Consider the following 18,813-nt stretch of genomic DNA (forward strand, 5'->3'; position numbering starts at 1 on the left):
TGATCGAACTCCTTAGATTTTGCCTACAAGGTCAAGGCTTGGTTTAAGTGTTGCAGAACCCTCTTGCCATTTAGCTGGGCAAACTTCACCTGGGTTGTTACGTACGTATTGAGCTGCTTTAATTTTGTTAACAAGAATGCTTGCGTCACGGCCGATACCGTCAGCATTGATTTCCATAGATTGGATAACGCCGTCTGGATCGATGATGAATGTACCACGAGCAGCAAGACCTTCTTCTTCCATTAAAACGTTGAAGTTTGTAGTGATTGTGCGAGTTGGGTCACCAATCATAATGTATTCGATTTTGCCGATAGTTTCTGAGCTATCATGCCATGCTTTGTGAGTGAAGTGAGTGTCTGTAGATACAGAGTATACTTCAACGCCTAAGTCTTTAAGAGCTGCGTATTGGTTTTGTAAGTCTTCAAGTTCAGTTGGGCAAACGAATGTGAAGTCAGCTGGGTAGAAACAAACTACACTCCATTTTCCTTTTAAACTTTCGTCAGTAACTTGGATAAATTCTCCATTATGGTAAGCATTAGCTTTAAACGGTTTTACTTCTGTGCCGATTAATAACATATTAAAATTCCTCCTAAATGTTGGTTTTGAGCATCAAAAAATAGTGTGCTCATAAAATATATTTTTTAATTAACTATAATAATTCTAATTCGATATTAATTATCATATAGAAGTGGTTATTTTGTCAAGAGAATAAACCAACTTTATACCAATTTAATTAATATTTATTCTCAATTAAGGTTGTTAGGGAATTAAAAGGTAATTTTCATGTCATAAATTTTCAATGAGTGTTTGAAAGAGTAGTGTGTATGTTAGAGATATGGTGTAAGTATAAATTCTTAGGAAGGAGATATTTCTTAGAAGTTGTAGATTTGAAAAGGAACTGCTTATTTCTATTTTACAAAGAATTGTGCGATAAATAAAATAAAATGTATCGGAATCTTTGTGAACAATTATTGTCATCTTAAATGCATATAATAAGAAGTAGATTGCAATGAGAAATAGAAATATTGACGCTCATTTCTAACAAGATATAATAAAAACGAGATATGTATTGCAACAATAAAGATATAGTATAGATCGAAAAGATTTCAGTCTATTATTTTTTACGGCTTTTAGAAAACGCTTACAATTAGTGTGGAGGGGAAACCATGTCTAAGTTCACGAAGTATTTTTTAATGGAAGCTAACGATGTGATTGCATATGTGAAAGAGAAATTATGTAAGTTTGAGAGTGCAAAGGGGTTACAGTGTAAAGAAATTGGTGATGGGAATTTAAATTATGTGTTCCGCGTTTGGGGTGAACAGAAGAATATTTCTGTCATTGTAAAGCAAGCTGGGCATACAGCGCGTATTTCAGATGAGTTTAAGTTGTCGACGAATCGTATTCGTATAGAATCGGATGTATTGCAGTTAGAGGAGGAGTTAGCACCTGGGCTTGTTCCAACGGTGTATTTGTTTGATAGTGTTATGAATTGTTGCGTAATGGAAGATTTATCGGACCATACAATATTACGTACAGCACTTATAAATCATCAAATGTTTCCAAAGCTTGCGGATGATGTAACGACCTTTTTGGTAAACACACTCTTATTAACATCAGATGTTGTAATGAATCATAAAGAAAAGAAGGAACTTGTGAAAAATTATATAAATCCTGAGTTATGTGAAATTACAGAAGAACTCGTCTACGCTGAGCCATTTACAAATCATAATAAGCGTAACGAGTTATTTCCGTTAAATGAAGGATGGATTAGAGAGCATATTTATAGTGATAAAGAGCTTCGTATGGAAGTAGCAAAACTTAAGTTTTCTTTTATGACGAATGCACAGGCGCTTATTCATGGTGATCTGCATACTGGTTCTGTTTTTGTGAAAAATGATTCCACGAAGATTATTGATCCTGAGTTTGCCTTTTATGGACCGATGGGATATGACGTTGGGAATGTAATGGCAAATTTAATGTTTGCTTGGGTGAATGCAGATGCGACCATGGCGCTTGGAGCTGAGAAAGATACGTATATGGGTTGGCTACAATCGACAATGGTAGAGGTAATTGATTTATTTAAGAAGAAGTTTTTAGATGCTTGGAATATCCATGTGACCGAGATTATGGCGAAGGAAGAAGGCTTTAACGAAGTATATTTACAATCTGTATTAGAAGATACGGCTGCAGTGACGGGCCTTGAGTTAATTCGTCGTATTGTTGGGCTAGCGAAAGTGAAAGATATTACTTGTATTGAGAATGAGGAAGCACGTGCTAGAGCGGAACGCATTTGTCTTCAAGTAGCGAAGAAGTTTATTTTACGAGCGAATCAATATAAAACAGGCACAAGCTTTGTAGAAACGTTAAAAGAACAGTCAATGCACTACGCGAAGTAAGGGGAGAAGATGATGGAAGAGCAATTAATACCAATTCAGTGGAAAGAAGATGCTTTAGTTTTATTAGATCAAACATTATTACCGAATGAAGTTGTCTATGAATCTTTCAAGACAGCTGAAAGTGTGTGGGATGCCATTCAAGTAATGAAAGTAAGAGGAGCACCAGCGATTGGTGTTTCAGCAGCTTATGGTGTGTATTTAGGAGCTAAGGAAGTTAATCAAAGTACGGTGGAAGAATTTATAGAGGAAGTCAAAAAAGTATGTGCATATTTGGCAACATCAAGGCCGACAGCAGTAAACTTATTCTGGGCACTTGAAAGAATGGAGGCGGTAGCGACAGAGAACGCGCACTTATCAATCGCCCAGTTGAAAGATAGATTACTAGAAGAGGCAAAAGAGATTCATAGAGAAGATGAAGAAATTAACCGTCAAATTGGAGAACATGCATTAACATTATTCCATGATGGAATGGGGGTATTAACACATTGTAACGCTGGTGCGTTAGCGACGACTAAGTATGGTACTGCGACGGCTCCAATGTACTTAGCGAAAGAAAAAGGATGGGACTTAAAAATCTTTTCGGATGAAACACGTCCTAGATTACAAGGTTCAACGTTAACAGCACTAGAACTACAGCGAGCGGGGATTGATGTTACTGTTATTACGGATAATATGGCAGCTATGGTCATGTCACAAGGAAAAATCGACGCTGTAATCGTTGGGTGTGACCGTGTGGCAGCAAACGGTGATGTAGCAAATAAAATTGGGACATTAGGCGTATCTATTTTAGCGAAATACTACAACATTCCGTTTTATGTAGCAGCACCAACACCGACAATCGACTTAAAAACACCGACAGGAAAAGAAATTCCAATTGAGGAAAGAGATGCTTCTGAAGTGATTAATCGCTTCGGACAATATTCTGCTCCGAAAGAAAGTAAAGTATATAATCCGGCATTTGATGTCACATCACATGAAAATGTAACAGCGATTATTACGGAAAAAGGGATTGTAAAAGCACCGTTTACGGAGAATTTAAAAAAGCTATTTCAATAAGTAGATAGATTTAAAAAGTCAGTCATCATAAGCTTCATACTTAGGGGGATGTATATGTTATTACAAAAAGAAAGAGAAGAAATTGTAGCGTATGGAAAGAAAATGATTTCTAGCGGTTTAACAAAGGGGACAGGCGGCAATATTAGTATTTTCAATCGCGAGCAAGGTCTTGTTGCAATTAGCCCAAGTGGTTTAGAGTATTATGAAACAAAACCTGAAGATGTAGTTATATTAAACTTAGATGGTGAAGTGGTAGAGGGAGAGAGAAAGCCATCAAGCGAGTTAGATATGCATCTTATTTATTATAGAAATCGTGAAGATATAAATGCGCTTGTGCATACACATTCACCTTATGCGAAGACGATTGCATCATTAGGATGGGAGCTTCCTGCTGTATCGTACTTAATTGCTTTTGCAGGCCCGAATGTTCGCTGTGCACCGTATGAAACATTTGGTACGAAGCAATTAGCAGATGCTGCTTTTGAAGGAATGATAGATCGCCGTGCCGTTTTACTTGAGAACCACGGTTTAATTGCAGGTGCAAATAACATAAAAATGGCATTTACTGTTGCGGAAGAAATCGAGTTTTGTGCGCAAATTTACTATCAAACAAAAAGCGTCGGAGAGCCGAAACTATTGCCAGAAGATGAGATGGCGAATTTGGCTAAGAAGTTTGAAGGGTATGGGCAGCAGTAGAATGAAATAAAAACCCCCTCAAGAAAAAATCTTGAGGGGGTTTCTTTACGCCTTCTTAAGCAACAAATACATAAAGTAAGGAGCACCAATTAAAGCAACGACAATACCTGCTGGGATGCCATTAGGTTCAACGATGTTTCGGCCAATTGTATCTGCTAATAGCAATAGCCATCCGCCGATTAAAAGGGCGATAGGCATGAAAATTTGATGTCTTGGACCTACTAAAGATTTCGCGATATGAGGAGCCATTAGTCCGATAAAACTAATTCCTCCTGTTACGGAAACAGCTGCAGCAGCAAGCGCAACGGCTGCAACTAATAAGTATCTGCGTTCTTTTTCAATTTCAATTCCAACACCGATTGCGACTGGCTCGTTTAATGCTAGAATGTTTAATCGGTTTGCTTTATAGAAAACGAACGGAATTAATACGATTAACCATGGGAGCATTGCTAAAACGAAGACCCAGTCATCTCCCCAAATGTTTCCGGCAATCCACTTGGCGATAAAGTCCACTTTCATACGATCAGCGGATGAAATAAGGACAATCATCATTCCAGATAGTGCAAATGAAAAACCAATACCAGTTAATGTTAGTCGAATTGGCTGAAGCCCAGTTGATTTGCTATATGAAAATACGTAGATTAGAACAGCTGTAAGAAAAGCTCCAATAAATCCAACGACTGGTAGTAAGTAAAGAAATGAACCTACATCTATTGGAAAGTATAAAAAGAAAATAGCAACAGCAACACCGGCCCCAGAGTTGATTCCGAGAATACCAGGTTCAGCTAAATCATTTCGAGTAATTCCTTGGAAGATAGCCCCTGATAAAGCGAGAGCCATACCAGCTAATAATGTAATAACAATTCTAGGTAGTCTTAAAGAGTATAAAACAAACTCCTCTTTAAAAGTCCCTTGTCCCATTAATGTTGGGAGTAGTCGATCATAAGATAAAGATGCTGAACCAAGTCCCATTCCAACTACAATGGTGGTGATGGTCAGTATTAGTAAAGCGAGTATAATAAGACGTTGTTTTCTTAGAATAGATTGCATCATGAGAATGTTTTTCCTCCTTTACGTACAACGAATAGGAAGAATGGCAGCCCTACAATTGCGACAATAGCGGCAACTGGTGTTTCATATGGAGCGTTAATAGTACGTCCGATTGTATCTGCAAGTAGCATAAAGGAAGCTCCAGCAATTGCTGACATCGGTATAACAAATCGGTAATCTGGACCGACAATTGGGCGTACCATGTGAGGTACCATTAAACCGATAAATGCCATATTTCCGACAAGCGCTACAGAAGCACCAGCAAGTAAGATAATAATGATAAATAGAATGGTTTTAATAACAATAATTTTTTGACCTAGTCCAATAGCCACTTCTTCACTGAAACTAAGAACTGTTAATATTTTTGCTAGTAAGATAGCGATAAAGATACTAATTGAAATGACTGGAATAATAATTTTCAATTGGCTCCAAGTAGTTCCAATTACGCCCCCGGCAGTCCAAAGTGATACATCTTGTGAAATTTTGAAGTAAATACCGACTCCTTCTGAAATTGCGAGTAGAAATGCTGAAACGGCAGCACCGGCTAATACAATTCGAAGAGGGGACAGCCCGCCTTTTTTCACCATACCAATTCCAAATACCATAATCGCGCCAATTGCAGCACCGATAAAGCAAGCAAATGTTAAGTAAAGATAGCTTATGGAAGGGTTGAAGGCTAGCGTTAACGCAAGTGCAGCATTTGCTCCACCAGATAGCCCTAATAATCCAGGATCTGCAAGTGGATTTCGTGTTAATCCTTGCATAATTGCTCCAGAAACAGCAAGGCCCGCTCCTACAAAAATAGCAGCAACTTCACGTGGCAAACGTATTTCGCGAATAATAGATATTTTGTCCCCTTTAGCGGAGGATGTGAGTGCTAACCATACGTCTTTTATTGAAGTATCTGCAGCACCTAATACCATTGCCACCATAAAAATAAGAAAGAATGCAATTATGCTCAAAATGAGTTTGTATGTAAAAGCTATAGAACGTGGATTGTCGTGATCTTTTGTCATTCGTTTCACATCTTTTCTGTTCATAGAATAAAGGAAGAGGAATTCTTAATTTAAGAATTCCTCATGTTTGTATTATTTACCAAGAAAGCTCTTCTTGAAGAAGTCTAGTTGGAAGTCTAATGTAAGTGGATCATTGAAATAGAATTCCATCATGTTTGCTTCGTATACGCGATTATTTTTTACTGCTGGGATGTTTTTATATGATTCTGTCTCTTGGAATGAGTTATCAGTATCTTTGTTTTTACTTACGATTAAGTAATCACCAGCAAATTCAGGTAATACTTCAGTAGATAATGCGTAGTAACCTTCTTTTAATGCTTTTTCTTTTACTTTTTCAGGCATTTTTAATTTCATTTCTTGGTACAGAATTTCTGTTCCACGGCCCCAGTTTTCGCCGTATACATAAAGCTGTTTGTTGAAGTTTTCTACAACAGAAACTGTTGCATCTTCACCAATTTTTGCTTTAATTTCTTTACCAGCGTCTTGTGCACGTTTCTTGAAGTCATCAACCCAAGTTTTTGCTTCTTTTTCTTTGTTTAATAACTTACCGATTTCTAAATGCTGTGTTAAGTAATCAACTTTTCCGTAAGTGTACGTTACAGTAGGAGCGATCTTCTTTAACTTATCAACATTTTTAATATTTGATAAACCAATGATTAAATCTGGATTTAGTTCAGCGATTTTTTCAACGTTTTCATCTGATACTTCAGCAACATCTTTAAGTTTGCTATCAAAGCGTGGGTTTTGTTTAGACCATGAATCTACCCCAACAAGATTTACATCTAATGACATTACGTTACCAGCGAATGATGATAAAACAACAACGCGTTTTGGATTTGCAGGAACTTCTACTTTACCATTTTCAGATTGGTATGTAATTGTTTCTGATTTACTACCTTTTGCATCGTTCTTTTTGTCTGTAGAGCCATTACTACAAGCGCTCATAACAAGAACGAAAAGAACTGTTAGTGAAATAAATAACTTTTTCATTGTCTTTCTCCTTTAACATAGATGATATGTGTATATAATAATTTGTTTAACTGCAATCTTTTTGAAAGAGTAGTGGTAATGCAAAATGCTTATTAAAAATCTTGAATATGAGATACTACAATATAGTATTAACCATATTAATAAAAGAAGATGTAATCTCAAATTTGCTAATTATTAACAAATTGATAATGATTATCACTATTGATTCTTTAAATAATATAATTTTATATAGGTGTATTGTCAATAGTAATTTTGATTGTAAATTTTGCGGAAACAGGTTATATTTTATTGAGAATGATAATCAACGACTAGTAGCTGAGGAGTGACACGAATGAATCAAGAAGAATTGTTTGATGTAACTGTGATAGGCGGAGGACCTGCAGGGCTTTATTCAGCTTTTTATAGTGGACTCAGAGAGATGAAAACGAAAATAATAGAATTTCAACCACAGTTAGGTGGAAAAATACATGTTTATCCAGAGAAGATGATATGGGATGTAGGAGGGCTGCTGCCAGTTACAGGTGATAAACTAATTGAACAACTTGTACAGCAAGGGCTAACATTTAAGCCCGAAGTGGTATTAAATACAAAAGTAGAATCGATTATTCGTAACGAAGATGGCACTTTTACGTTAAAAGCGAGCACTGGAGAAGAACATTTTTCAAAAACAGTTATCGTCGCAACTGGAAGTGGTATATTGAAACCTCAAAAGTTATCAATTGAAGGTGCTGAGCGATTTGAAGTATCTAATTTAAATTATACAGTGAAATCTTTAAAGCGTTTCAAAGGTAAGACGGTCATTATTTCCGGCGGAGGAAATTCTGCTGTTGATTGGGCAAATGAATTAGAACCAATTGCGAAAAAAGTGTATGTAACATATAGAAAAGAAGAATTATCTGGTCATGAAGCACAAGTAAAACAACTGCTGAACAGCTCGGCGGAGTGTTTCTTTAATACATCGATTACAAAACTCATTGCTGGTGATAATCATGAAGCGATCGAATATGTAGAATTAACGAATCATGAAACAAGTGAAATTTCACATTTACCTATTGATGAAGTGATTATTAACCATGGATATGAACGTGACATTACGTTATTAGAAAATAGTGAGTTAGACGTTGCAATTATAGATAATTATTATATTGCAGGTAATGCGAATAGTGAGTCCTCTGTAGATGGATTATATGCTGCGGGAGATATTTTAAAGCACGAAGGGAAATTACACTTAATCGCGGGAGCATTCCAAGATGCTGGAAATGCTGTAAATAAAGCGAAACAATTTATTCAACCAGATGCAAGTGAGTACGGAATGGTTTCTTCGCATAATGAAGTATTTAAGAAGAGAAATCGTGAATTGATCAAGCAGATGATGAAATAATAAAAAAACAAGTATACCCCCATTTACTTCTCTATTCGAGTGATAAGAGAGGTAAATGGGGGTTTTCCTGTTTACTATATTTTCAATCATTATAATGACACCGATTTCATCAGTTCATGTGATATGAACGTTTTATTTGTAAATCTTCCTAGAAAACAATGAATCTATGTTTTGCTGACGCAGAACAATATTACATTATGCTGTCCCTTTAGCTCGTTCGTTAGGAAATGGCATATTTAATATAGACGCAATATACTGTTTTCCATGCATTCGAGCTAATGATTCTAATATTTGACGGACGCGTTTTGTAAGATGTCCTTGTCCCTTTATAGCTTCACAATATGCGTCATAGAAAGCGTATTTAGCCCAAAGGAAATCATCTTGTTGGAATAAAAAATGATTTTTGTACCATTCCCCAATTGTATGGTAACAATTGTTTTCATGTATTACTGAGCTTTGAGAAAGAATACGATCAGATAAAGATGTAGTTAAATGAGAAATTGTGTTTTCTGTTTCAACCTGTAATGTTTTTTCTAACATTGTAATGATGTGACGAGTAGCCATATGTTAACTCTCCTTTGTGTAAATGGGTAATACCATTCTATATTTAAAAAATCCTTACTATATTATTATACAATATATGGAATGCATCCACCTTCTTTTTAAATTGCATTTACAAAATCTTTTTTATTTGTTTACAAAAATAAAGTAAGATACAGTATATATGAAAAAATAATAAAGGAATGAACGCGTTGTATATAACAGTAGAAGAAGCTGCGGAGTATTTGAATTTACCAAAGTCGTATATTGAAGAGCTAATTCAGCAAAAGAAAATTCGTGCATTATTTGATGGAGAGCAATATTTATTAAATAAAGAACAATTCAATACACATTTAGAACAAATGGAGAAATATAAGCAATTAGTGGAAGATATATTGAACGAACCAATTCCAGAAGATATGGATGTTAAAGACGAAGATTAAACTATGGGAGATCCCGTATGAAGATATGCAGAAATGTATCTTCATACGGGATTTTTAGTTTCAAGATATCAAAATTTTAAGGAGTCCCCAGGATTTTTTGGAATTTGATAGGTAGTAGTCTACCATGTTAAAAGCATATTTTTTTACAGCTAGGACAAACATAGAGCACGTAACCTGTACAGATACATATACTATCAGTGCAAAAGCTTATAAATTAATGGAAGGGGTTTTCTCGTGAGTTTATTTCATTGTGATTTTCTGAAAGACTTAATTGGATCTTATGTGAGAGTAAACAGGGGTGGTCCGGAATCTCAAAAAGGAACAATAATATCAGTATGTCCGGACTACTTCGTATTGCAGAATGAAAAAGGTGAGCTTTATTACTATCAACTTAGTCATCTAAAAAGTATTACAAAAAATGCGAAAGACTGTGGATCAAGTGATTCCGAGTGGGAAGATTGCGAATGTGCAGAAGACTTTGAGGCACTACTTCAAACTTTCAAATATTGCTGGGTAAAAATTAATCGCGGTGGTCCAGAGAAAGTAGAAGGCATTTTGCAAGATGTATCTTGTGATTTCGTAACATTAATCGTAAAAGAGGAACTTATATTAATTGCAATAAAGCATATTAAAAGCGTTAACTATAATGCATTAGCATGCGGAGAGAGCGATGAGAGCGATGATAGTAGCAGTAAGGAAAATAGTAGCAATAATTCAGGTCGCGCTCGTGCACAAAGACAATCAAGTAGAGGAAGATAAGAGGAAAGGGGGATACGAAATTGGAGAATGTATTATGCTGTGACCAAATTAAATGTTTAGTTGGTGAGGCTGTAAAAGTAAATCTTCGCGGACCAGAAAGTCGAGTGGGTGAGCTCGTAGCGTTAGGCAAAAATTATCTAACGCTACAATTACCTCATGGTGAATTAGTATATTATCAGTTGAAACATGTGAAGAGTCTAGTTAAGAAAGTGAAAGAAAGTAAATGTGGCGATTGTTATAGTTCATATTTCTGCTCTGATGAAGATACTTTTGTCGATGTATTACGTGACTTGAAGTATAAGTGGGTAAAGATTAATCGTGGTGGTCCAGAGTGCGTGGAAGGTTTATTAAGTGAAGTGCATGAAGAATGTATTACACTAGTAAACTGCGATGAAGTCATTTATATCATTAATTATCATATTAAGAGTGTGAGTCAAGTAGTGAAATGTAAAAAGAATGAAGATGAATAATGTTTAATAAATAAGAGGGGCATTATGAGGGAAAGAGAAGAACAATTTCTTATTTCGATAGTATGAAAAGGAATTACTTACTATTAAAACAGAACTTTGCCCTGATTATTTTTTTAGAAATGAAAGACAGGAAAGAAGAAATCCATAGGAAGGAGGATACAGATGAATGAGTTAAACAAAAGTATTGGAGAAAATATATATGTTAAATTAATCGGTGAAAAAAGATTTAAAGGTGTATTAATAGACGTAGGAAATGATATTGTTGTTCTTTACAACGGACAAGACTACGTATATATATCTTTATACCATGTACAATATTATAAATTTTTAAGACCACATGATGAAGAAATATCAAAACCAGATGTTGATTCTGTAATTAAGAGGGAATCACCTTCCATTTCTTTGAGAAAAGTATTAAGTACTTCTAAAGGGATTTTTACAGAAGTTTATGTAGCAGGAAATGCTCCAATACATGGTTATGTTACAAGTGTAATGAACGATTATATTGTTTTTTATAGTCCAGTTTATAAAACAGTATATATATCTTTAAAGCATTTGAAATGGTTAATTCCGTATAAAGAAAATCAAGTCCCGTACGCCCTCAATAAAAATGAACTCCCCGTGAATCCATTAAATATTACGTTAGCTAGAACATTTGAAGAACAGCTTATTAAAATGTCCGGCAAAATCATGGTGTTCGATTTAGGTGAGGAATCTAATAAGATCGGAAAGATGGCAAAGATTGATGAAGGGCATATTGAAATATTAAAAGCACGTGATGCAAAAATGTATGTGAATATTCAACACGTGAAATCTGTCCATTGTCCGTAGACTAGTTGAAAGGGCTGGCTTTTTCTTTTATATGCAGAAGAAAAGGTCGAGCCTATTTGTTTAGCTCGATTTGAATATGAGGGGGAAAAATGAATTGAATATAAATGTGTTAGTGTGAACGTTGAAGAGGAAATCTTGTGCTAAATCATAAAAAATATGTACGAGCTGTCTTTTGATGTATTCAATTTATTTTTTGAGGGAGAACTGCTTAACTAATTTATTAAAGGGGTTTTGTTTGTGGAGCAGTTTCCAAATTCGTTATCGATTACATTACTTGGTAGTGCTGGTGGAGCAGCAAAAGCAGTTTTAGCAATTTTAAATCAAGCGATAGTAAATGAAAAAGACCCGATTTATGAAGTGATAAAGAATGTTACATTTCATTTGGTTGATATAAAACAAAAAGATAGGACTTATTATGATGAGTTGTTTCCAAATTTGAAAGATCAATTGTTTTTATATGAAATCGACCTTCAAGATGTAGTGACATTTAAACAGCATTTAAAAGAAAGTAGTACGAGTGTTGTTATTGATGTTTCAGGGGCAGATACAATCAGAGTATTAAGTTGTTGTAATGAACTTGGAATTTGTTATATTAATTCAGCTTTGGAAAATGAGGCAGTAGATCAGGACGATAGTTTAATCGGCTTTCAGCTTACGGAAAGATATACGAGGTTTGAGAAGGAGAAAGAGAAATTTACAGATACAAAAGCAATTATAGGCTCAGGTATGAATCCAGGTGTTGTTCAGTGGATGGTTGTTGAACTTATGAAGGAACGCCCACAGGAAAAGCCAAGAGCATGCTATATAGTAGAACATGATACGTCATTTTTGAATGATACAGCACTAATAAAGCCTCATACACTGTATGCTTCATGGGCAGTAGAGCGATTTCTAGATGAAGCGATATGGAGTTATCCGATGTATATGAGTCATCATCGTCCCCTTTATTTTTATGAAGATGTATATGCTTCAGAGTATAAAGTAAAGTTAGGAGAGAAAGAGTTTTATGGTTGTTTAATGCCACATGAGGAAGTTTTAATTTTAGGGAAAAACTTCAATATGGAAGTTGGGTTTCTTTACCGAATTAACGAGTATACAACAAATGTAATTAGGCAGAATTTAGATAAGGTAGAAGATTTATGGAACTGGAATCGTAAAGTATTTAATCCAGCGGAAGAAGAGATTGCTGGCGAGGATCTAGTTGGTGTATTACTCGTTTATGAAAATAGCGAGACATATATGTATAACGTGATGAATAGCAGTCAAGTTTTTCGTAAATATAAAACGAATGCAACTTACTTTCAAGTAGGATGCGGAATTTATGCTGGTTTGTGTAGTTTACTTTTCGATAACTTTAAACAAGGTGCCTATTATGTAGAGGAATTATTATTAAATACAGAAAGTAAGTATGGAGAATATTTAAATTTATATATGAAGGATTTTGTAGTAGGGGGAAATGATTTTACGGATGGATTGCTACATGATCGGGTAAGATGGATATAAGTTATAGCGAAAAGGGAGGGGGATGGGGATCCCCTTCCTTTTCGTATTGCCCTGAAAGCAATTTCATACTGATAATTTAAGGAGATAATATGTAGAGTGTTTGTATAGAACATGAGGAGTATTTATATGAACAAATTTAAAAGCTTTATTTATGAGGAAAAAGAAGCCTTAAAAGTATTTGAAAGAATTAACGGGTTTGGTAGTGAATTGATGTTATTAGGAAAACCGAAATCAACGAATTATGAATGGTGTAATATACGGGAATCCTTTTATATGTTGTACAGCTAATGGAAAGTTATGCAGCGCGATATAGAGTGACATTTCATGTGCAAGTAGATGGAAATCTACCCGTTATAAATGGTGATGATAAAAAATTAAAACAAGTGTTATTAAAAATGGAATAGAATCAATGCCAGAAGGTGGAGATATTCATATTCGTGCATATCAAAAAACTGAAAGGCATTTGTGTATTTCTGTTGAAGATCAAGGCTTTGGTATAGAGAGGGTTGGAAAGGCTTTTTACACAACAAAGGAGAATGATACGGGACTTGGGTTAATGATTACATATAAAATTATTGAGGAACATCAAGGAAGTATCGCGATTCAAAGTAGCATGGGAATAGGAACGAAAGTGGAAATTTTTTTACCGACAGCATAATATGCTAGAGGAAAATATTTTTCAGAAAAGTGTTCTTGTTGTGTAAATATAAACATTTTATAAAATGTTTCAAGAAGGGTTTTTTTTATAAAATACTTCGTTTATAATGGAGGAAAATATCGACATGAGATTTGTTATTCATGTAACGGTTCGGTAGTGTTAGAGAAAGAAGGGGTGCACGCGCATCCTTTTTTCTATGCAGATATTATGAAAGAGGTGGTATGATGGAATTAACATTAAATTCGACTGTATGTTTACACACGATTCAATTTCGAAAAGAGCAAAAGAATTATATTGTAAAAGATACAATTACAGGAGAAAAATATGAAATGCCGCCACTTTGGATTGATGCATTGGCAATGATGCGTGACGGTTTTTTATTAGGGGAAATTGAGGAGAAATTAAAAGAAGAGTATCCAGACGAAGAAATAAATATGCTAGCATTTACGAGGCAACTGTTAGAGCTAGAGCTTGTCGGAATGGTAGATGGGGAAGAAATAGCTTGTACAAAGAAGAAAGAGAAAGATTATTTAGCTTGGTTACGTCCTCGTGTTGAGCAATTCTTTCTTAGTTTAAATAAAAAAATAGAAGCAAAGGTCAATGATGATCTTTGCTTTTTTGTATAGTTTGTTTAAAAAATTACAGCGAATGCTCTTGCGAAAGCACCGTCGCTATCTTTAATTTTTAAAGGTGCCGCTGAGAAAAAGAAACGTTTCGTGTGAATTGCATCTAAGTTTGTTAAGTTTTCAATTAAATAAATATTATTCCCAAGTAGTATGTGATGTATTGGTGATGTTTCTGTCGTTACCTCATCAGGAGAAATGAAATCTAGGCCGACCGATTTTACTTTTAATTGAACTAATTCCTCGGCTAATTCTTCAGAAAGATAAAAAGCTTCTTGCTCATACGCCTCTGTATTCCATTTAGTAGATAGATTGGAATGGAAAATAACAATATCTCCTTCTTTTATGTCAGCGTTGTGTAATACTTCCTTACGTAACTTTCGCTCTTGAATATGAGTTACATCAATAAGAACAGCTTCGCCTACAAATTGATCTAGGGGTAATTGATCAATAGTCGTTGCGCCTGAAATGAAATGAGCAGGAGCATCACAATGCGTGCCAACATGAACGACAGAATGAAAATCTGTAACTTGATAGCCTGTCTTTTCAACGCTTGTAATGGCTCCTAAATTGATTTTTGGTGTTCCAGGGAATTGGGACATATTGTTTTCAAATGTTTGTGATAGGTCAATTACTTTCATTTTAAATACCTCCAATATATGTTTTGAAATAAAAAAACTCACCCTTCATAATCAAGAAAGATGAGTTTTGCACACAATAGTTACGTTTTATCTTTCAAAATGCAATGCATTTTGCAGGAATTAGCACCTATTCAGTTTATATAAACTGAGGTTGCTGGGCGTCAAAGGGCCGGTCCCTCTGCCTCTCTTGATAAAGACATATTAAGTTTTCATTTCTGAATATTCACTACTTTTAAATTGTAATTCATTTCCTTTTTTCGTGCAATACAAAATAGGTATTCACCCAAATAAAGTTGCTCGCATATTGTAGCTTATGTAAATAGAATGCTGCGAAGGAGTGAGTGCAGTGACAGGAAATGTATTGAATTATTACGCTGGTGGAAATACAGCTAGAGGATTTCATAATTTATACGACGAGAATTTAAAAGGGCTAAACAGGTTATTTATTTTAAAGGGTGGTCCTGGAACCGGGAAATCTTCTTTAATCAAAGCAATAGGTCGTGAGTGGGTTGAAAAAGGATATGATATTGAATTTTTACACTGTTCTTCTGATAATAAATCGGTTGATGGTGTAATTATCCCGAAGTTAAAAGTAGGAATTGTTGATGGAACATCACCGCATGTTATTGAGCCGAAAATGCCAGGAGTTGTCGAAGAGTATATTAATTTAGGGGTTGCTTGGGACTCAGATAAATTAAGAAAGCAGAAGGTGGAAATTGAACGATTTGTTTCAGAAGCAAGTAAGGCTTTTCAAACTGCTTACGCATGTTTTAACGAGGCACTAGTTATACATGATGAGTGGGAGAACATATATATTAATAATATTGATTTTAATAAAGCAAATGAACTAACCGATCAGCTGATTCAGAAGTTACTTACAGATAAAGGCGGGAAACAATCGCTTGTGAAACACCGGTTTTTAGGGGCAGCTACACCGAAAGGAGCAGTTGATTTTGTTCCGAATTTAACAGAGGGATTACCACATCGTTATTTTATAAAAGGACGCCCAGGCTCTGGGAAATCAACAATGCTTAAAAAATTAGCTAAGGCAGCAGAAGAAAAAGGATTTGAAGTTGAAGTATATCATTGTGGATTTGATCCAAATAGTCTTGATATGGTTATCGTAAGAGAATTAGGGTTTGCAATTTTTGATAGTACCGCACCACATGAATATTTTCCGAGCCGCGAAGGTGATGAAATTATAGATATGTATGCCTTGATTGTGACACCAGGGACAGATGAGAAGTATGCGACAGAAATTCGTGACGTGTCGATTCAATATAAAGCAAAAATGAATGAGGCGATGTCTTTCCTAGCGAAAGCGAAATCAGTTCGTGATAAATTAGAACGAATTTATATTGCTGCTATGGATTTTTCAAAAGTAGACGCATATAAAGAGGAGATTCAAAAAGAGTTTGAACGAATTGCGGTTAGTGTAACAGAAAAGAACAAGTAAAAAATAAGGAACTTTGGTAGGCTGTCGGGAATTTTCTGACAGCTATTTTAGTATGTAGTAAACTTAGTAGTATATTTGTCGAATTTCCAAGGAAATAATCAAAAAATGGAGAGGGTATGAAATGAGAGAGAAAATTAGGTTGGAGTTAGCAAGAATTGAACAAGAGAATGATGTGAAAATTTTATTTGCAGTGGAATCAGGGAGTCGTGCTTGGGGATTTCCATCGAAAGATAGTGATTATGATGTTAGATTCGTTTATATGCACCCGGTCGAATGGTATTTATCAATTCATGATAAACGAGATGTAATTGAGTATCCGATTAGTGATGATTTAGATATAAGCGGATGGGATATTAAAAAAGCGTTACAATTATTCGCAAAGTCAAACCCAGCTTTACTCGAATGGATTCGATCACCGATTTTTTATTCGAAAAACTCTCATTTTCCAGAACAACTTCAGCAAATGAGTGATAAGCACTTTGATCCAAAAGCAACGATATATCATTACCTACATATGGCTTCAAAAAATTATCGTGAATTTTTGCAAGGTGAGAATGTAAAGTTGAAAAAGTACTTCTATGTATTACGTCCTATTTTAGCTTGTAAATGGTTAGAGGAGAAAGAGACTTTACCACCTGTAGAATTTGATCGGTTGATTACAGAGTTATCATTAGAACGCAGTGTATTAGATGAAATTGAACAGTTGGTAATAAAGAAAAAGGCAGGTACTGAATTAGATATTGGATTAAAAATTGAGGTGTTGAATCAATTTTTAGAAGAACAACTTCATTACTACCAGCAATATGTAAAAGGAATTGAAAAGGGATTAGGAATCGACATTGAGAGTTTAAATACATTGTTTCGAGATATGTTGTTTGCAGTAAATGAAAAAGAGCACAAGTGAGTTTGTGCTCTTTTTCATTTTGTAGGAATAAAGAAAACAGATATAGCTGCGAGAAGACCTGCGAATGAGAATAAGTAAAAATTCCATGCTAAGTCGTACTGCATTGTCATAATAATACCGACAAGAATAGGACCAGCAATTGCACCAACTCGGCCAAGTCCAAGTCCCCAGCCTAAGGAAGTAGCCCGGATATGGGATGGGAAGTATTGTGTTACATATGCATTTAATATTTGAGTAATGCCGACTGATCCAATTCCAGCAAGACCAATTAAAAGGTAGATGGTTGTAACAGATGGTTTAATTGTTAATAGTCCAATACATATAGCTGCCATAAGATAGGAGATGCTAATAACAATTTTAGCTCCTATACGATCCGCAATTGCTCCAGCAAATAATGCACCGATAGCGGCAGTAATATTTAGCATAAGTAGAAATGATAAACTAGATCCAAGAGGGTATCCTGCTTGGCGCATCATCTGCGGTAACCAAGTATTTAAACCATATATTAAAAACATTCCCATTATATAAGTGATCCAAAAAAGCAGCGTTGCTTTTATGTATTCTTTTGAGAATAAAGTAAGAAATCCATTTTTCTTTCGTATATTAGATGAGGTTTGATGAGTTTCATCGTTTTCATGGAATTCAATTTGAAAACGATGAAGGATTTTTTCTACTTCTTCTTGGCGATTACGTGATAATAAAAATTGAATGGATTCAGGTAAATAACGAATGATGAAAGGAATGAGGAGCAGTGGAATCATTCCGATGCCAAACATAGTTCTCCATCCGAAATCTTCTAACAGAAACATAGACAAAATAGCGCCTAACACGATACCTAAAGGATAGCCAGTAAACATAAGAGCATAAATAAAAGATTGCCGCTTTTTTGGTGAATATTCAACGGTAAGTGCTGAAGCTGTTGGAATAACACCGCCTAATCCGATTCCTCCAATAAATCGAGATAAACCAAATAATTCAGGAGAAGGAGCAAGTGCAGCTAGACCCATTGTGATAGAAAAAAGTGCTAAACAGCATATAAGCGTCCATTTTCGCCCAATTAGATCTGTAATGGTTCCAACTAGAATAGCGCCAATAAACATCCCAAATAAAGCATAGCTAGCAATTGTACCAGCGTGTGCTGGTGAAAGTGCCCAGCTTTTGTCTTCTAGGAGCTTTGGCAGAACGGCCCCGTAAATACCTAAATCATATCCATCAGCTAGAATAGCTAGCCAACAAATAAAAACAACAAGTTTTGTAATAGAGCTCGAAAAGATAGTTTCTGTAGATTCTAGATGAGGTGGAGCTGAAGGTTGCATAATATTCACTCCTTTTAATTTGTAGATGAATATATTATTTTATTTTATGTTAATATTTTCCTTCTCGTATTGGGATTTATCTGA

General features: G+C 35.2%; 19 protein-coding genes, 1 pseudogene and 1 riboswitch. Of the genes and pseudogenes, 13 read left to right on the forward strand and 7 right to left on the reverse strand.

What is annotated here, in order from left to right:
* Positions 1–12: 12 nt before the first annotated feature.
* On the reverse strand, positions 13–576 hold the full coding sequence (gene ahpC / locus MKX31_RS00290; RefSeq protein ID WP_000924417.1) for an alkyl hydroperoxide reductase subunit C: 564 nt from the start codon (positions 574–576) through the stop codon (positions 13–15).
* Positions 577–1,166: 590 nt separating this feature from the next.
* Here ahpC and mtnK point away from each other — a divergent pair.
* From mtnK to MKX31_RS00305, 3 genes are read left to right on the forward strand one after another with little or no spacing between them, the layout of a single operon-like run.
* Entirely contained in the window at positions 1,167–2,396 is a 1,230-nt protein-coding gene (gene mtnK / locus MKX31_RS00295) for an S-methyl-5-thioribose kinase (RefSeq protein ID WP_088046912.1), read from the forward strand.
* Positions 2,397–2,408: 12 nt separating this feature from the next.
* Complete coding sequence (mtnA, locus tag MKX31_RS00300) at positions 2,409–3,452, forward strand: S-methyl-5-thioribose-1-phosphate isomerase (protein ID WP_098102449.1); 1,044 nt, start codon at positions 2,409–2,411, stop codon at positions 3,450–3,452.
* 54 nt (positions 3,453–3,506) lie between these two features.
* Entirely contained in the window at positions 3,507–4,148 is a 642-nt protein-coding gene (locus MKX31_RS00305) for an L-fuculose-phosphate aldolase (protein WP_000926561.1), read from the forward strand.
* 45 nt (positions 4,149–4,193) lie between these two features.
* On the opposite strand, the gene MKX31_RS00310 is transcribed toward MKX31_RS00305, so the two are convergent.
* From MKX31_RS00310 to MKX31_RS00320, 3 genes are read right to left on the reverse strand one after another with little or no spacing between them, the layout of a single operon-like run.
* A complete protein-coding gene (locus MKX31_RS00310) occupies positions 4,194–5,201 on the reverse strand; it encodes a FecCD family ABC transporter permease (protein ID WP_000983741.1) in 1,008 nt (335 codons plus the stop codon).
* A complete protein-coding gene (locus MKX31_RS00315; RefSeq protein ID WP_142289310.1) occupies positions 5,198–6,238 on the reverse strand; it encodes a FecCD family ABC transporter permease in 1,041 nt (346 codons plus the stop codon). The genes MKX31_RS00310 and MKX31_RS00315 overlap by 4 nt, the downstream gene beginning before the upstream one ends.
* Positions 6,239–6,286: 48 nt before the next feature.
* The gene (locus MKX31_RS00320; protein WP_000732569.1) at positions 6,287–7,204 is read right to left on the reverse strand and encodes an iron-hydroxamate ABC transporter substrate-binding protein; all 918 of its coding nucleotides are present in this window, start codon (positions 7,202–7,204) and stop codon (positions 6,287–6,289) included.
* 331 nt (positions 7,205–7,535) lie between these two features.
* Between MKX31_RS00320 and MKX31_RS00325 the strand changes: the two genes are divergently transcribed.
* Positions 7,536–8,585: an NAD(P)/FAD-dependent oxidoreductase gene (locus tag MKX31_RS00325; protein ID WP_001070939.1), complete on the forward strand. Its 1,050-nt coding sequence runs from the start codon at positions 7,536–7,538 to the stop codon at positions 8,583–8,585.
* 195 nt (positions 8,586–8,780) lie between these two features.
* Here the strand turns inward: MKX31_RS00325 and MKX31_RS00330 are convergent, their stop codons facing one another.
* Complete coding sequence (locus MKX31_RS00330) at positions 8,781–9,149, reverse strand: hypothetical protein (protein WP_048541984.1); 369 nt, start codon at positions 9,147–9,149, stop codon at positions 8,781–8,783.
* A gap of 179 nt (positions 9,150–9,328) precedes the next feature.
* On the opposite strand from MKX31_RS00330, the gene MKX31_RS00335 reads away from it, so the two are divergent.
* The 7 genes and pseudogenes from MKX31_RS00335 to MKX31_RS00365 all read left to right on the forward strand — a co-directional run bounded on the left by MKX31_RS00335 (position 9,329) and on the right by MKX31_RS00365 (position 14,415).
* Positions 9,329–9,568, forward strand: a complete 240-nt coding sequence (locus MKX31_RS00335; RefSeq protein WP_002006755.1) for a helix-turn-helix domain-containing protein — start codon at positions 9,329–9,331, stop codon at positions 9,566–9,568.
* Positions 9,569–9,802: 234 nt separating this feature from the next.
* The gene (locus MKX31_RS00340) at positions 9,803–10,327 is read left to right on the forward strand and encodes a hypothetical protein (protein WP_064477201.1); all 525 of its coding nucleotides are present in this window, start codon (positions 9,803–9,805) and stop codon (positions 10,325–10,327) included.
* Between the two features lie 20 nt (positions 10,328–10,347).
* A complete protein-coding gene (locus MKX31_RS00345; RefSeq protein ID WP_064477202.1) occupies positions 10,348–10,797 on the forward strand; it encodes a hypothetical protein in 450 nt (149 codons plus the stop codon).
* A gap of 162 nt (positions 10,798–10,959) precedes the next feature.
* Positions 10,960–11,628 (forward strand): hypothetical protein, encoded by a 669-nt coding sequence (locus tag MKX31_RS00350; RefSeq protein ID WP_064477203.1) that lies wholly within the window; start codon positions 10,960–10,962, stop codon positions 11,626–11,628.
* A 237-nt stretch (positions 11,629–11,865) separates the two neighbouring features.
* A complete protein-coding gene (locus MKX31_RS00355; RefSeq protein WP_088046915.1) occupies positions 11,866–13,131 on the forward strand; it encodes an S-adenosylmethionine decarboxylase related protein in 1,266 nt (421 codons plus the stop codon).
* Between the two features lie 168 nt (positions 13,132–13,299).
* Positions 13,300–13,789, forward strand: a pseudogene (locus MKX31_RS00360) (ATP-binding protein); the annotation flags it as partial.
* A gap of 221 nt (positions 13,790–14,010) precedes the next feature.
* A complete protein-coding gene (locus MKX31_RS00365) occupies positions 14,011–14,415 on the forward strand; it encodes a hypothetical protein (RefSeq protein ID WP_445661299.1) in 405 nt (134 codons plus the stop codon).
* A gap of 5 nt (positions 14,416–14,420) precedes the next feature.
* Here MKX31_RS00365 and MKX31_RS00370 read toward each other — a convergent pair whose 3' ends face one another.
* Positions 14,421–15,053 carry a cyclase family protein gene (locus MKX31_RS00370; protein ID WP_340979686.1) on the reverse strand — a complete coding sequence of 211 codons (633 nt, stop codon included), beginning with the start codon at positions 15,051–15,053 and terminating at the stop codon, positions 14,421–14,423.
* An 84-nt stretch (positions 15,054–15,137) separates the two neighbouring features.
* Positions 15,138–15,250, reverse strand: a riboswitch (SAM riboswitch).
* Positions 15,251–15,399: 149 nt separating this feature from the next.
* Between MKX31_RS00370 and MKX31_RS00375 the strand changes: the two genes are divergently transcribed.
* Both MKX31_RS00375 and MKX31_RS00380 read left to right on the forward strand, forming a co-directional pair.
* Positions 15,400–16,509 carry a PRK06851 family protein gene (locus tag MKX31_RS00375; RefSeq protein WP_088046916.1) on the forward strand — a complete coding sequence of 370 codons (1,110 nt, stop codon included), beginning with the start codon at positions 15,400–15,402 and terminating at the stop codon, positions 16,507–16,509.
* A gap of 121 nt (positions 16,510–16,630) precedes the next feature.
* Positions 16,631–17,413, forward strand: a complete 783-nt coding sequence (locus tag MKX31_RS00380) for a nucleotidyltransferase domain-containing protein (RefSeq protein WP_064477207.1) — start codon at positions 16,631–16,633, stop codon at positions 17,411–17,413.
* 14 nt (positions 17,414–17,427) lie between these two features.
* Here the strand turns inward: MKX31_RS00380 and MKX31_RS00385 are convergent, their stop codons facing one another.
* The gene (locus tag MKX31_RS00385) at positions 17,428–18,729 is read right to left on the reverse strand and encodes an MFS transporter (protein WP_088046917.1); all 1,302 of its coding nucleotides are present in this window, start codon (positions 18,727–18,729) and stop codon (positions 17,428–17,430) included.
* Positions 18,730–18,813 lie beyond the last annotated feature (84 nt).

This window comes from Bacillus sp. FSL M8-0063 (assembly GCF_038005545.1).
Lineage (GTDB): Bacteria > Bacillota > Bacilli > Bacillales > Bacillaceae_G > Bacillus_A > Bacillus_A wiedmannii.